The organism is Rhizobium sp. 01T444, assembly GCF_056398305.1.
The window spans coordinates 26,018-41,347 of record NZ_JBFTPD010000015.1; the positions used below are offsets into that span (position 1 = coordinate 26,018).

Annotated in this window: 12 protein-coding genes; 8 read left to right on the forward strand and 4 right to left on the reverse strand. The window is 60.3% G+C overall.

The genetic code is table 11. The features are described from left to right. Positions 1 to 236 precede the first annotated feature (236 nt). The 3 genes from AC1DTN_RS20175 to AC1DTN_RS20185 all read left to right on the forward strand — a co-directional run bounded on the left by AC1DTN_RS20175 (position 237) and on the right by AC1DTN_RS20185 (position 4,455). Complete coding sequence (locus AC1DTN_RS20175) at positions 237 to 1,979, forward strand: type I secretion system permease/ATPase (protein WP_477922325.1); 1,743 nt, start codon at positions 237 to 239, stop codon at positions 1,977 to 1,979. Beyond that, the gene (locus AC1DTN_RS20180) at positions 1,976 to 3,280 is read left to right on the forward strand and encodes an HlyD family type I secretion periplasmic adaptor subunit (protein ID WP_477922327.1); all 1,305 of its coding nucleotides are present in this window, start codon (positions 1,976 to 1,978) and stop codon (positions 3,278 to 3,280) included. Before AC1DTN_RS20175 ends, AC1DTN_RS20180 begins: the two co-directional genes overlap by 4 nt. A 134-nt stretch (positions 3,281 to 3,414) precedes the next feature. Beyond that, positions 3,415 to 4,455, forward strand: a complete 1,041-nt coding sequence (locus AC1DTN_RS20185) for a calcium-binding protein (protein ID WP_477922329.1) — start codon at positions 3,415 to 3,417, stop codon at positions 4,453 to 4,455. A gap of 75 nt (positions 4,456 to 4,530) precedes the next feature. On the opposite strand, the gene AC1DTN_RS20190 is transcribed toward AC1DTN_RS20185, so the two are convergent. Both AC1DTN_RS20190 and AC1DTN_RS20195 read right to left on the reverse strand, forming a co-directional pair. Next, positions 4,531 to 5,865 carry a calcium-binding protein gene (locus AC1DTN_RS20190; protein WP_477922331.1) on the reverse strand — a complete coding sequence of 445 codons (1,335 nt, stop codon included), beginning with the start codon at positions 5,863 to 5,865 and terminating at the stop codon, positions 4,531 to 4,533. Positions 5,866 to 6,201: 336 nt separating this feature from the next. After that, positions 6,202 to 7,743 carry a cation:proton antiporter gene (locus AC1DTN_RS20195; protein WP_477922417.1) on the reverse strand — a complete coding sequence of 514 codons (1,542 nt, stop codon included), beginning with the start codon at positions 7,741 to 7,743 and terminating at the stop codon, positions 6,202 to 6,204. Between the two features lie 104 nt (positions 7,744 to 7,847). Between AC1DTN_RS20195 and AC1DTN_RS20200 the strand changes: the two genes are divergently transcribed. Then, complete coding sequence (locus AC1DTN_RS20200; protein ID WP_477922333.1) at positions 7,848 to 9,071, forward strand: flavin monoamine oxidase family protein; 1,224 nt, start codon at positions 7,848 to 7,850, stop codon at positions 9,069 to 9,071. Between the two features lie 63 nt (positions 9,072 to 9,134). On the opposite strand, the gene AC1DTN_RS20205 is transcribed toward AC1DTN_RS20200, so the two are convergent. Both AC1DTN_RS20205 and ftsZ read right to left on the reverse strand, forming a co-directional pair. Beyond that, positions 9,135 to 9,314 carry a hypothetical protein gene (locus tag AC1DTN_RS20205; protein WP_477922335.1) on the reverse strand — a complete coding sequence of 60 codons (180 nt, stop codon included), beginning with the start codon at positions 9,312 to 9,314 and terminating at the stop codon, positions 9,135 to 9,137. Between the two features lie 133 nt (positions 9,315 to 9,447). Further along, positions 9,448 to 10,470, reverse strand: a complete 1,023-nt coding sequence (gene ftsZ, locus AC1DTN_RS20210) for a cell division protein FtsZ (protein ID WP_439018781.1) — start codon at positions 10,468 to 10,470, stop codon at positions 9,448 to 9,450. A gap of 243 nt (positions 10,471 to 10,713) precedes the next feature. Here ftsZ and AC1DTN_RS20215 point away from each other — a divergent pair, with 243 nt between their 5' ends. The 4 genes from AC1DTN_RS20215 (at position 10,714) to AC1DTN_RS20230 (ending at position 15,328) form a co-directional block, all read left to right on the forward strand. Next, on the forward strand, positions 10,714 to 11,487 hold the full coding sequence (locus AC1DTN_RS20215) for a DeoR/GlpR family DNA-binding transcription regulator (protein ID WP_007812223.1): 774 nt from the start codon (positions 10,714 to 10,716) through the stop codon (positions 11,485 to 11,487). A gap of 112 nt (positions 11,488 to 11,599) precedes the next feature. Next, on the forward strand, positions 11,600 to 13,129 hold the full coding sequence (gene glpD, locus AC1DTN_RS20220) for a glycerol-3-phosphate dehydrogenase (protein WP_477922337.1): 1,530 nt from the start codon (positions 11,600 to 11,602) through the stop codon (positions 13,127 to 13,129). A 42-nt stretch (positions 13,130 to 13,171) separates the two neighbouring features. Beyond that, positions 13,172 to 14,248: an ABC transporter ATP-binding protein gene (locus tag AC1DTN_RS20225; RefSeq protein WP_477922339.1), complete on the forward strand. Its 1,077-nt coding sequence runs from the start codon at positions 13,172 to 13,174 to the stop codon at positions 14,246 to 14,248. Positions 14,249 to 14,257: 9 nt separating this feature from the next. Continuing rightward, a complete protein-coding gene (locus AC1DTN_RS20230) occupies positions 14,258 to 15,328 on the forward strand; it encodes an ABC transporter ATP-binding protein (protein WP_113320245.1) in 1,071 nt (356 codons plus the stop codon). Positions 15,329 to 15,330 lie beyond the last annotated feature (2 nt).

Genomic DNA, 15,330 nt, shown 5'->3' on the forward strand with positions numbered 1-15,330 from the left:
TGAATTCCACTGAAAAGGCAGTTTATGAAGGTTCTTGGTATAGAAATTCCATCTGCAGCAAATCCGATAATTTCATTCCAATTATTGCCAGGTCGAAAATTCCATAAATTCAAATTTTCTCCAGCAAGATCAGACACCTCGGTACCTCCCTACACCACTTTGCATATATTGCCTCCTTGTCGATTTCCCTCATAGGTTATCCCTCGCGGGCGCCGTTGTGCGAGGTGGAGGGCAGGATGCATATGGGAAAGCAAAGGTTTTTCGGCTCTGGACTAGCCCCTGTCGTTGCGGGCGTTTTTATCTTTTCCTGTTTCCTCAATCTCCTTGCCTTGGCCTCTCCAATCTTCATGATCGAGGTCTATGACCGCGTTATCCCAAGCAAAAGCATTCCCACGCTGATAGCGCTCCTGCTTCTGATCGTCGGCCTCTATGTCTTCTCCGGGACGCTTGACGTCATTCGCGGCCGGATGATGACACGAATAGCGGCCACGCTCGACGCAACGCTCTCAGAGCGTGTATTCAATGCGATTTCCAGTGCAGGCCTGCAGATGCGGGCAACGGGCGACGTACTGAAACCGGCCCAGGATCTGGAGCAGATCCGCGCATATTTGACGAGCGGCGGACCTGCCGCTCTATTCGATTTGCCATGGTTGCCCGTCTACCTGATCGTCTGCTTCTTCGTTCATCCATTGATCGGCGCAGTCGCCGCTGTGGCAATGCTGCTGCTGACATCGATGACGTTGTTGACCGATTTCCTGACGAGGCGGCTGGCGCGTCAATCCTCCGCTGCGTTGATGGCGCGGAACCGGCTCGGCGAGGCGACGTACCGCAACAACGAGGTGCTCGTGGCCATGGGAATGGGAGGACGGGCGGCCAAACTCTGGGACGAGGCGCAGGCCAGATACATCGATCTTCAGGGCCGTATTTCCGATATCGCCGGGACATTGGCCGGCATTTCGAAAATGATCCGGATGATGGTACAATCGGGAACGCTGGCGCTCGGAGCTTGGCTCGTGGTCACCGGCGATCTCACTGGCGGCATGATCCTCGCAAGCAATGTTCTGGTCGGGCGGGCGCTTTCGCCGGCGGAACAATTGATTGCGAGCTGGCGCAATCTCCTGGCGGCCCGCCAAGGATGGCAACGCCTGAAAGAGCTCTTCACCCTTTCTCCGGAAGAAGGGCCTAAGACAGCTCTCCCCGCCCCGCAAAAATCGCTGACCGTTGAACGGCTCTCGGTCAATCCTCCCGGCGAGCGGCGCTTCGTCGTTCAAAATGTCAGCTTCCGAATCGATGCCGGTTCTGTCGTGGGGGTGATAGGACCCAGCGCCTCGGGCAAGTCCTCACTTGTGCGTGCGCTGGTAGGTGCCTGGAAGCCGAGCCGCGGAGAGGTCCGTTTGGACGGGGCGACGCTCGATCAATGGGATCTCGCCGAGCGCGGACGCCATATCGGCTACATGCCGCAGACATCAGATCTTCTGCCTGGAACGATTGCCGAAAACATAGCGCGTCTGGATCCGCTCGCCGACGACTCCAGGATCGTGTCGGCCGCCAAGGCGGCAGGTATTCATGAAATGATTGTTGCCTTTCCGAAGGGTTATCAAACCGAGGTCGGTGATGGCGGCGCAAACCTCTCGGCGGGCCAGCGTCAGCGCGTGGCTCTGGCGCGCGCGCTCTACGGCGATCCCTTCGCGGTCGTCCTGGACGAGCCGAATGCCAATCTCGATATCGATGGTGACAGAGCGCTGGCGGCGGCCATCGCGGATATCAAGCAACGTGGCGGAATCGTTGTGATCGTTGCCCACAGAAACAGTGTTCTTTCGCTGCTCGACCATCTGATGATCATGGAAAACGGACACATCAAGGCTTTCGGTCCAAAGGACGCGGTCCTGAAACAGATGTCTCCGGTTCAGCAGCGTACGATGCGGACGGCGCCGCAACCAGCATTGACAGTGATTGAGGGCGAGGGATCGCAGCCATGAGCATGGGCCGGGAATTGTCTTTTCGCAGGTCGCTAGGGCGTCACCTGATTGCTGGAACCACTGCCATCATGCTGGTCTGTGTCGGGTTCGGCGGCTGGGCTTCGACCACTGAACTATCGGGGGCGGTTCTGGCTTCCGGGCAGCTTACGGTCGAAGGCAAGGCGAAATCGGTGCAGCATCCGACTGGCGGGGTCATTGCCGAACTGCTGGTCGAGGAGGGACAGCAGGTCAGCAAGGGTGACGTATTGGCTAGGCTGGATGCGACGACCACCCGTGCAAACATCGAGGCGATCCGCGGCAATCTCAATCAGCTCTATGCCCGTGAAGCGCGCCTGACGGCCGAACGCGATGGACAGGAGACGGTTATGGTGCCCGATATTCTTCGCCGGCGGTTGGGCAATGCGGCTGACGATGCGATGCAAAGCGAGCGGCACCTGTTCGATGATCGCAAGACCTCCCGGACGGGGCAGAAACAGCAGTTGTTCGAACAGATTGCACAGGCAAACGAGCAGATAGCCGGCCTGGATGTGCAGCGGCAGGCCAAGGACGATGAAATTACTCTGATCGACAAGGAAATCGAGGGCACACGAAAGCTCTACGACATGGGTCTGGTGCCGCTCAACCGGATCAACAATCTGGATCGTTCAGTCGCCCGCCTCAGGGGCGAGAGAGGGCAGCTTATTGCACAGGGCGCAACGGCCAAAGGGCGGATCGCCGAGATCGAATTGAAGAAGCTCGAAGTTGACCAGAGCATGCGGGCGGAAGTTGCCGAGGAACTTCGCGACGTGCAGAACCGCCAGATCGAGCTCGTCGAGAAGGAAATCTCGGCGCAAGACGAACTGCTGCGGATCGACATCACCGCCCCCGTTTCCGGGGTCGTACATGATCTCGCAATCCACACTATCGGCGGCGTCGTCAAAGCCGGGGACATCTTGATGCAGATCGTTCCCAAGGCTGAGCTGACGGTGGAGACCCGGATATTGCCCCAGGACATCGACCAGTTGTCGCTCGGGCAGAATGCCACGTTGCGCCTCTCCGCCTTCAACCGGAATCGAACGCCGGAGCTGCAGGGGACGGTCATTCGTATTTCCGCGGATCTGGAGACGGATGAAAGGACCGGCGCTTCATTCTACCGCACGGCCGTCGGCATTCCTGCGACGGAAAGGCAACGTGTCGCCGACCTCACACTGGTGCCCGGCATGCCCGTGGAAGCGGCGATCCGCACGGGTGATCGAACGGTCCTGTCCTACCTTGTGAAACCAATTCGAGACCACGCAGCCCGCGTGTTCCGGGAAGAATAACAACACCAGACATCGGCGGCTCCATCAGCCGTCATCGAGATGCCGGCGCTTCGCCCCTTTACCGGAGCGGAAAAGGGAAACTGCGTCGGTGGAAGTGGCACTCAGGTGCCAGATCAAACCAACGGAGAAAGCACATGGATATCATAGGAAGCGATAACTCTGAGGTGCTGAACGGCACTGCAGCAGGTGATCTCATTCTCGGTCTAGGGGGAAACGATATCATCAGCGGCAACGAGGGTGATGATACGATCGCCGGCGGTGGCGGTGTGGACACGATCGACGGCGGTACTGGCAACGACATCATCTACGGTGACAACGGAGATGGAGATCCCTTCGTGACCGGCAGCGATTCCATCCATGGCGGTATCGGTAACGACACGATCTACAGTGGTTATTACGGCGGCGATTTTTACGGCGACGACGGGAATGATCAGTTTATCTTCCGGGGCGGGAACGCAGGCTACGGAAACTTCCACGGCGGTACCGGGATCGACACGATCTACATCACGAATTTCGGCGAAAGCGACGCAGGGCATCCCGGCTATCTCGCCTTGAACATCACGTCGATCGACGGGGTGGAAAATATCGTGAATTCAGGCTCCCTGCCGGCATACATCTATGCCAACGACGGAGGCGGTACTCTTGATCTGCGCGACGTCACCAACATCATCGGCATTTCGGGGCTCCGTGGGTCAAACGGCAATGACACGATCTATGGGCATGTCATCCAGGATACGACGACGTCGACGACTGTTCATGGCGTCCAGATCGAAGGCTTTGACGGAAACGACAACATTTTTGGCACGCTGCTGACGGACGTCCTTTATGGCGGTAACGGCTCGGATCTCCTGGATGGCGGTGCGGGCGCGGACGCACTTCACGGCGATGCCGGTCACGATGCCCTGTATGGTAATGCTGGCAACGACCAGCTTTACGGCGGCGCAGATGACGATTGGTTCTGGTTCGATATCGGCCAGGGAACGGACATCATCATGGATTGGCAGGACGGGATCGACAAGATCGTTCTTGGTGCCTCGATCACGACGATCAATCTCTACAACAATGCCGGCTCCGCCCTTCTCGAATTCGGGGATGGCTCAGCCAATCACACCTATGCGCTCCTGAACGGTGTCTCCCCGGCATCGATCGACGGCGGCGATTTCCTCTTCGCTTGATATCCATCAATAACAAAAGACCCAGGGCAACAGCCCTGGGTCCCATTTTAATAGTAAGCTGAAGATGGCTGCGGATTACTGCGCGGCCAGCCGCGCTTTCAGTGCATCGGCCTGCGCCTTCAATTGGGCGCCCTGCTCGGCAGCGGTCAAATTCGTCGTCTGGTTTTCGAACATGATCTGGCCGTTGAGGATCGGCACGCGCCCGGTCACGGCTGTCGCAAGCGATTTTCTGCTGTTCGTCGAGGTCGAGGCGACATCGAGGCTGCTCTCGTCGTCGAAGGCCAAGTGAACGGTCATGCCTTTCGACATATCCAGCGTCATGCTGTCATCCGATCCCTTGAACGAGATCACCATACTGTCACCGCGGTCGTCGATGATGACATCATCCTTCGAGTAGCCCGTGAGATTGATGGTCAGGTCGTCACGCGACAGGATCGTATCCTTGCCGTCGCCCTTGGCGAAATTGACCGTCGAGCCTTCGCCCGTCAGGCGGATCACATCATCGCCCGTACCGCCAGTCACATTGGAATGGGCACCGGTCTGGATGTAGTCGTTGCCCTCGCCGGCATCGACGGTTTCATAGCCGAAAATCTGGTAGTCCTGATTGGGGCCGTTGTTGACCGATGTAATGATCACGTCATCGCCTGCTCCGGCCTGGACGGTCGAGTAGCCATAGGCAAAGACCAGATCGTTGCCTTCCCCTGCATCGACCGTCGAGTGGTCGCCGCCTTCCATCACATCGTTTCCGGCGCCGCCGTTAAGATCCACATAGCTATAGCCAATGACCACGTCATTGCCATCGCCGCCAGATGCCTGCGAGTGGCTGCTGACCTGGAGCACATCGTTGCCGCCGCCGCCTGCGACCGTCGAATAACTAGAGGTCTGGACGATATCATTTCCGTCACCGGCATCGACGGTGGCGTGATCATATGTCCGGATGACGTCGTTGCCGGCCCCTGCCGTAACGGACGAATAGGAATAGGTGGAAACGTAGTTGTTGCCCGAGCCTGTCTCGATCGTGGCACCGTCCATGGTCATGATCATGTCGTTGCCGGCACCGGCATGCACTGTCGCGTGTGAGCCGGCGAAAACACCGTCGTCGCCGTCTCCGGCGTCGATCTCGGCATCGTCCCCGGCCAGGATAATATCGTCGCCGCCGCCGGCGCTGATCTTGGCATGGGCAAGCGCCAGGATGATATCGCCAGCATCGGTGCCCTGAACCTCGGCGCCGTTCATCAAGGCAGACAGGATCGAGGAATAGGCCTGCTTCGTCGGTTCGTCGAGATGCGACAGAAGATTGCCGAGAATCTGGCTGGCTGCACTTTGCGGTTGGGGTGAATTACCCGCACGACCCAGCAAATATTGTGTATTCGTCCAAATATTGCCCCCGGCGGGAGGGATCTGCATCATGGCCATTCTCCGGATAAATCCACCCTCCGCGCTCATGCGGACGGTGGCTGGTGAATTGCAGGAGCCTCATGCGCCAAGCCTATCTTGAGTTGCAATATCTGGTTTGGAAGTAAAACAATAGTAAACAAGAGGTGGAAGATGTCGCACGGTATGCGTACATTCATTCGACCAGAAACGCTTTTCGGTTGAAAAATCAGCGATTGTCACGTTGATCGCGACAGCCTGAAGTGGCGTAGCGTCCGGCATGACGGCCGATTGGCGAGGACAGGAGCGATACCGAGGGTTGGGAACTCTGCGTCCGACCGGTACTTGCCCTTGAGCAGTCCTACCTGCGCCTCAGCTTTCGGTAATGCGCCGATCCTCGTCGGAGCCGACCGAGAGCTGCTTCCAGTCGAGATCTTCCTGCAGTTCGAGATATTGCGTCGGGCCGATCCTGTCCTTGTCGCGCAGTTCCTCCAGGCGCTGGCGCTGGGCGATCACGGCGGCGATCGTCAGTTTGCGGCGGCGCTCGAGCGGCGAGGTCCCGCCAAGGTCCGAGGGCACCGTCCAGTGGTCCTTGCAGATCGTCCGGATCGCCTCGGCCTCGGCACCGCCTTCCTTTTCGAGCCGCTGGAACGCCGCCTCGGCGAGCGAACGCCTTGCCTCTTCCAGTTCGTCATGGAATTGGTCTTGCCGCCCGAGTTTCAGGAAGTGGATCATCGGGGCAAGTGTCGCTCCCTGGATGACGAGGGTTGCCAGCACCACGGCAAAGGCTGTCAGCACGACGAGGTCCCGTTCCGGAAAGTCGGCGGGCAGGGCAAAGGCGGTGGCGAGCGTGACGAGGCCGCGCATGCCGGACCAGCCGACCAGAAAGGTCTCCCCGTGCTTGAAGGGGGCCAGCATTTTGCCGTTCCGGTGGCGCGAAATGACGATCGCATGCAGGAGAAAGGCCATCACCAGACGCGCCAGAATGACGCCGACCACGACGATGGCGGCAAAACCGAGCGCCCGCTCGAGAGCGTCGGCCGACATGGATTCGACAATGCTGCGCGCCTGCAGCCCCATGAGCAGGAAGGCGACGACGTTCAGCAGGAAGACGACGGTCGTCCAGACCGCGAAGGAATGCACCCGCATGCGCGGGGAATCGTCGACGGTCGACAGCGTGGCGATCGTCATGGCGCTCGCAACCGTTGCCAGTACGGCCGAAAGGTGCAGATGCTCGGCAATCAGCCAGGTCGAAAAGGCATAGACGAACTGAAGCAGTGTGCCTCCAACCGTGTTTTCGGTAATCGGTCGGAGCCGCGAGACGAAAAAGCCGAAGACGATGCCAAGCAAAATGCCGCCGGGTGCCGCAAAGCCAATCTGCAGCGCTGTCGGTCCGTCGAGCCCGCCGTGTGCCTGGACCGTGAGTGCCGCTCCAAACAGCAACAGCGCCGTTGCGTCGTTAAACAGGCTTTCGCCCTTGAGCAGAGCGTCCACACGCCGATCCACCGGCAGATTGGAAAGCACGGCGGTCGCGGCAGCAGCATCGGGCGGAGCAACGATGGCGCCGAGCGTCACCGCAACCGCAATCGGCAGGCCGACCGTCAGCATGCTGATCGACACCACCACGCCCGTTGTCACCAGAACGGCAATGACGGCATAGAAGATCAGCGGCACCAGCATGCGCCGCGCAGCCCCCATTGGGAAATCATAGGCGGAATCGACGAGCACCGGCGCGATGAACAGGGCAAGCGCCGTCGGTGGGTCGATCGGGATGACAGGCGCACCGGGCAGCATCGCCACGCCGACGCCGGCAGCGGCCAGAATGCCGGGATAGGGCAGGTGCATGCGCCTGGTGATCTGCAGGAGCAGGATGGCGACGGCCAGCAGGGCAACGAGGGTTTCGAAGAAGGTCATGTCGGTATAGTAGCAGGCTTTCGGGCGCATTGAAGCGGGTGTGGCTCCGATGTAAAGCTTAAGCCTATCAAGGTGATGACGAAACATGGGGCGAAGCGGTGACGATGGACTACGACGTGGCTGTTATCGGCGCCGGTGCAGCGGGCATAGCTGCGGCACGAAGGCTGACCGATGCCGGACGCTCGGTCATCATCCTCGAAGCCAGCAACCGTGTCGGCGGTCGGGCCTGGACGGTCGAACTTTCCGGCATGTCGCTCGATATGGGCTGTGGCTGGCTGCATTCGGCCGAGCGCAATCCCCTTGTCGCGATCGGCCGCGAGGCAGGCTTTACGATCGAGCGCGGGCCTACGGCCTGGCAGAACCAGTGGCGCGATCTCGGTTTCTCGCCGCAAGAACGTGCGGCTGCTGCTGCCGCCTGGGAGGCGCTTGAAGAGCGGCTGCGGGCCAATCCGCCGGCAAGCGACAGGGCCTCGGACGCGCTGGAGCCGGATGGTGAGTGGAATGCCTATTGCCAGTCGCTCAGCGGCTATCTGAACGGCGCGCCGCTGGAACGGCTGTCGGTTGCCGACTTCCTTGCCTATGACAATGCCGCAACCGATGCCAACTGGCGGGTGCATGAAGGCTATGGAAGCCTGATTGGGGCTGCCGTTCCCGATGTGACCCTGCGTCTATCGACGCCGGTCCGCCGTGTCGCGCTGACCGATGAGGGTGTCCGGCTGGAAACCGATCGCGGTCCGGTCATGGCAGGTGCGGCAATCGTCACGGTCTCAACCAATGTTCTCGCCCGCGGCACTATCGCCTTCGACCCTGAGGCCGATGATCATCTTCATGCGGCAGCGCAACTGCCGCTCGGCCTCGCCGACAAGCTGTTCATGGAGCTTCACGGCAATCACGGTCTCGAACCGGAAACCCATCTGCTCGGTGATGCCAGCAACGATGAAACCGGCAGCTATTATATCCGGCCGCTCGGACGCCTGGTCGTCGAAGGCTTCTTCGGCGGCAAGGGCGCTGTCGTCATCGAACAGGCTGGCCTGCTCGACGCCTTCACCTTCGCTCTAGACCAGCTGTCATCGCTCATCGGAAACAATATTCGCCAGCACCTGCGGCCGCTCGCAGCCTCGTCCTGGTGCCACACGGATTGGGTTCGTGGCTCCTACAGCCATGCGCTTCCCGGCCATGCCGGCGCCCGCACCATCCTCGCGCGACCGGTCGCGGACCGACTGTTCTTTGCCGGCGAAGCAACGCATCAATCTGACTTCTCGACCGCGCATGGCGCCTGGGAAAGTGGGTTGCGGGCTGCCGATGAGGTGATCGGCGGCAGTGGCTAGGACCGGCTTAAATATGCGCCAAATCCAACTTCGTTTCTTCGGTGACGGGCGGATAGTGCTCCATCAATCTTCGTCCCGGTCGATTTCGTCCATTCGTGCTTCCAGATACTTCCAGGCTTCATCGATGGGCTTGGCCTTGGTAGGATCGGCCTTATGGGCATCATAGGCGGCCGCAACGTTCGTGCGCGGCCAGTGCTCGATGGCGTTCTCGTGCTCCTGCAAAGCCCATATCTTTTCGCGCATGACTTCATTCTCCGAGGCGCAATCGCCATTGGACACTTGTGCTTAGCGAATGGACGGAGGGGCAGTCGATCCTGCCTCTCCGATACACCGATCCAGGTGTGATTTGGAGAATCGGCCAGGCGATCTTGTCGCCTTATTGCAACGTGCGGCCCTGGAGCTGCCCCGCGGCGAAGCCCGGCGCGGCAGCGGTCGCTCCAGCGCCTTCCAGGCCGGTCGCCACGACAGCGACACGGAACCTGCCGTCCAAGCTGCGGTCGAAGATCGCTCCGACGACGATTTCGGCGTCGTCCTGCACTTCGTCGCGAATGCGGCTTGCAGCCTCGTCGACTTCGAACAGCGTCATGTCAGAGCCGCCAGAAATCGAGATCAGCACGCCCTTGGCACCCTTCATCGAGATATCGTCGAGCAGCGGGTTGGCGATGGCAGCTTCCGCCGCCTTCATCGCGCGTCCCTCGCCTTCAGCCTCGCCCGTGCCCATCATCGCGCGGCCCATGCCGCGCATGACGGACTTCACATCGGCGAAGTCGAGATTGATCAGGCCTTCCTTGACGATGAGATCGGTGATGCAGCCAACACCGGCATAAAGCACACGGTCCGCCGTCATAAAGGCATCGGCGAAGGTGGTCTTGGCATCCGCAATGCGGAACAGGTTCTGGTTAGGAATGACGATGACGGTATCGGCCGCCTGGCGCAGCGCTTCGATGCCGGCTTCCGCCATCTTCATGCGGCGATTGCCCTCGAAGGTGAAGGGCTTGGTGACGACGCCGACCGTCAGGATGCCGGCCGAACGTGCCGCATGTGCAATGACGGGTGCCGCACCCGTGCCGGTGCCGCCGCCCATGCCGGCGGTGACGAAACACATATGCGAGCCGCTCAGGTGATCCATGATCTCGTCGAGCGATTCCTCGGCAGCAGCGCGGCCGACTTCCGGCAGGGAGCCGGCGCCGAGACCTTCCGTGACATGGGCGCCGAGCTGGATGCGGCGCGTCGCCTTGGAGGTCGCCAGCACCTGGGAGTCCGTATTTGCGGCGATGAAATCAACGCCCGCAAGCTTTTCGGCGATCATGTTGTTGATCGCGTTTCCGCCACCGCCGCCGACGCCAATCACCGTGATCTGCGGCCGTAGTCCTGTAATGCCGCTCTTGGCGTCTGTCATCGAACTCTCCTTTTGTCCCTCGTGCATGCTCCGCCCCGTCGCGGATAGCGAATCGCATAATACGTTAAGTGCGCAACAAGGCAGAGGCGGGGCGAGCTTTGCAATATCCAAAGGGATTTCAGCACTCGTTCATGTTCGAAAAGACCGCACGGTGAGATTGATCCGGAGGATCGCACCAGCAGCGATTGCTTTGCCTCGAGGCGAAGTTTGGCTAAAGATGAAAGTGAAACGAAGGGAGGGCGCATGTTTCTGTCGGATCGTCAGGAGAAGATCATCGCGCTTGCGAGGTCGTCGGGCCGGGTACTGGTCGATGATCTGGCGGCGCAGTTTGCCGTGACACCGCAGACGATCCGCAAGGATCTGAACGATCTTTGCGATGCGCAGCTTCTGACGCGCATTCATGGCGGCGCAACCTTCCCGCGAGGGACGGAGAATGTCCGCTATGACGCCCGGCGCCAGATCGCCGCGACGGAAAAACAGGCGATCGGTGTTGCTGCCGCTGATCTCATCCCCAATAACAGCTCGCTCTTCATCAATATCGGCACGACGACGGAAGCGGTCGGAGAGGCGCTCTCCGATCATCACGAATTGATGGTGATCACCAATAACATCAATGTCGCCAATAGATTGCGGCTGATCGACAATATCGAGGTGGTGATTGCCGGCGGCGTGGTACGCCAATCCGACGGTGGTATCGTCGGGGAAGCGGCCGTCGATTTCATCAGGCAGTTCAAGGTCGATTATGCCGTGATCGGCGCCTCCGCGATCGATCCGGATGGCGCTTTGCTCGACTACGATTTCCGTGAGGTGAAGGTGGCCCAGGCCATCATCGCCAATGCCAGACACGTCATCCTGGTAGCAGATTCGACCAAGTTCGAACGGACAGCACCCGTCCGTATCGGCCAGATTTCGCAGGTCCATACCTTCATCACCGACCAATGCGATTCGCCTTCTATCCGCACTATCTGTCAGCAGAGCGGTGTTGTGCTGGTCGAAACAGCGAAAGCTAACCGCTGATTTTAGCGGTGAACAACATTCGTTTGACATTCGAAAAATTTTCGGTTTAATCATCCTCACTTTCGCAATGGTGGGGGAACCGTTGCGCTGTCCTGGCTCAAAGAGGGGGAGCATGAGCCGTATCAACGATATTTTCGTCATTGGGGGCGGGATCAACGGCTGCGGGATCGCGCGCGATGCGGTTGGCCGTGGTTATACGGTCGCGCTTGCCGAGATGAATGATTTCGCCTCCGGCACCTCGTCGGGTGCGACCAAGCTCATCCATGGCGGTCTTCGCTATCTCGAACATTACGAATTCCGCCTGGTGCGGGAATCCTTGATGGAGCGCGAGATCTTGTGGGCCATGGCCCCGCATATCATCTGGCCGCTGCGCTTCGTGCTGCCCTATCACAAGGGCGGCATCCGGCCGGCCTGGATGATCCGGCTTGGCCTGTTCCTCTACGACCATCTCGGCGGCCGCAAGCTTTTGCCGCCGACCGCGGTCTTGAACATGCGCACCGATCCGGTGGCAAAGCCGCTGAAGGCGCTGTTTTCCAAAGCCTTCGAATATTCCGACGGCTGGGTCGACGATGCCCGCATGGTGGTGCTCAATGCCCGCGATGCCGCCGACAAGGGCGCGCTGATCATGCCGCGCACCAAGGTGGTCTCGGCGAGGCAGGAGAATGATGCTCAGGGGAATGGCGTCTGGACGATCGAGACGATCAACACGGTGACCGGCAAGAGCGAGCGCCATCAGGCCCGCATGCTCATCAATGCCGCCGGTCCCTGGGTCGATCATGTCATCCGTTCCGCCTTCGGCCAGAACGAGGCCCGGCATGTGCGTCTAGTCCAGGGCAGCCACATCATCGTCAGGAAGAAGTTCGAGGGCCCGCGCGCCTATTTCTTCCAGAACCCCGACAACCGCATCATCTTCGCCATCCCCTACGAGACCGACTTCACGCTGATCGGCACCACCGATCGCGACTACACCGCCGATCCGAAGGACGTGAAGATTTCCGAGGAAGAGACGCTCTATCTCTGCAATGCGGCGTCGGAATATTTCAAGGAGCCGGTCAAGCCTGAGGATATCGTCTGGACCTATTCGGCGGTGCGCCCGCTCTTTGACGACGGCGCCTCGAAGGCGCAGGAAGCGACGCGTGACTATGTCTTGAAGGTCGAGGGCAAGCAGGGCGAGGCACCGCTTCTCAATGTCTTCGGCGGCAAGCTCACCACCTACCGGCGGCTGTCGGAACATGCACTCGAGAAGATCGGCGAAGCGATCGGCATCAAGGGCAGGCCGTGGACGGCAGGCAGCCATCTGCCGGGCGGCGACTTTCCGGTAAAGGGCTATGAGGGCGAAGTGAGCAAGCTCAAGGCGCGCTATCCGTTCCTGACCGAGCCCCATGCCCGCCGGCTGGTCCGTCGCTACGGCACGAAAGCCGCCACGCTTCTTGGCAATGCCAAGAAGGTCGACGATCTCGGCAGGCTGTTCGGATCCGATCTCTACGAGGCCGAGGTTCGCTACCTGATCGAACATGAATGGGCCAGGCACGCCGAAGACGTGCTCTGGCGAAGAACAAAGGATGGCCTGCGTCTTTCGATGGAGCAGGTGAGATCACTGGAGGAGTACATGGCTGCCATACCGGCACAGATGGCCGGATAAGGTGGCGTGTGGTCCCCGTTGCGAGGAGGCACGGGAATCGGAATGCTGGAGCTGCGAAACGCCGCCAAGATGGTGGGCGCGGACTATCATATCTATCCGACCGATCTGGTTCTCGAGCGAGGCACGCTGAATGTCCTGCTAGGGCCGACATTGTCGGGCAAGACGTCGCTGATGCGGCTGATGGCGGGGCTTGATCGGCCGACCGAAGGCTCCGTGCATTTCGACGGCGCCGATGTCACCGGCATGCCAGTGCAGAAGCGCAAAGTCGCCATGGTCTACCAGCAGTTCATCAACTATCCGGCACTGACCGTCTATGAGAACATCGCCTCGCCGATGCGCATTTCCGGCAAGGATGCGGCTACGATCGACCGCGACGTGCGCAAGGCAGCGGAACTCCTGAAACTGACGCCCTATCTCGATCGCACGCCGCTCAATCTCTCAGGCGGCCAGCAGCAGCGCACCGCGCTCGCCCGCGCCCTTGTCAAGAATGCGAGCCTCGTGCTGATGGATGAGCCGCTCGCCAATCTCGACTACAAACTGCGGGAGGAATTGCGCGAGGAACTGCCGAAGATCTTCGCCCAGTCGGGTGCGATCTTCGTTTACGCCACCACCGAGCCTTCCGAAGCGCTGCTGCTCGGCGGCAATACGGCGACGCTGAACGCCGGCCGGATCACGCAGTTCGGGCCGACGATCGATGTCTATCGGCGACCGGTCGATCTCGCCACCGCCGGCATCTTCGCCGATCCGCCGCTGAACGCCATCGAGGTCACCAAATCAGGTCATGTCTTTGTGCGCCCGGGCGGGGGCACGCTTCCGGTTCCGGCCCATCTTTCCACCGTGTCCGATGGACCCGTGACGATCGCCTTCCATCCGCACCATCTCGGGCTGGCGCCGCAGACCGGCGATGCGGCTCGCCTCAAGGCGCGCACGCTGGTGTCGGAAATCACCGGCTCGGAGAGCTTCGTTCATCTGGACTATGACGGCGTGCGCTGGGTGATGCTGGCGCACGGCATTCACGACATCGATCCGGACATGGAGATCGAAGCCTATCTCGACACGCGCCACTTGATGGCATTCGGCGCCGATGGGCAGGCCATCGCCACGGTTGGAAAGGTTTAGGAGAGCACAATGGCACGCATCACGCTCGACCATATCCGCCACGCTTACGGCGCCAATCCGAAGAGCGATAAGGATTATTCGCTGAAGGAAGTCGACCACGAGTGGAATGACGGCGGCGCCTATGCGCTACTCGGCCCCTCCGGCTGCGGCAAGACCACGCTGCTCAATATTATCTCCGGTCTTCTGCAGCCGTCACATGGCCGCATCCTGTTCGACGGTAAGGATGTCACGGACCTTTCGACCCAAAGCCGCAACATTGCGCAGGTCTTCCAGTTTCCGGTCATCTACGACACGATGACGGTCTACGACAATCTTGCCTTTCCGCTGCGCAACCGCGGCGTGGCAGAAGCGGATGTCGACCGACGCGTACGCGACATTCTCGAAATGATCGACCTTGCCGGCTGGGCGAGGCGCAAGGCGCAGGGCCTGACCGCCGACCAGAAGCAGAAGATCTCGCTCGGGCGCGGGCTGGTGCGCAACGACGTCAACGCCATCCTCTTCGACGAGCCGCTGACCGTCATCGATCCCCATATGAAATGGGTGCTGCGTTCGCAGCTGAAGCGGCTGCACAAACAGTTCGGCTTCACAATGGTCTATGTCACCCATGACCAGACCGAGGCTTTGACTTTCGCCGAGAAGGTGGTCGTCATGTATGATGGCCAGATCGTCCAGATCGGAACGCCGGCCGAGCTCTTCGAGCGGCCAAGCCACACCTTCGTCGGTTATTTCATCGGCTCGCCCGGCATGAACGTGATGCCGGCAAAGATCGACGGCAGCAGCGTCAGGGTCGGCGACGAGACGCTGACGCTCGACTATGCGCCGAAGACCGAGGGCGCGGCCAAGACCGAGCTCGGCATCCGGCCGGAATTCATCCGGCTCGGACGGGAGGGCATGCCGGTATCGGTGAGCAAGGTCGAGGATATCGGCCGCCAGAAGATCGTGCGCGCCCGTTTCGCCGGCCAGCCGATTGCAATCGTCGTGCCTGAGGATGGCGAAATCCCTGATGACGCCCGCGTCAGCTTCGATCCCTCAGCCATCAGCATTTACGCCGACAGCTGGCGTGTCGGCAGGGAGGCCTGACC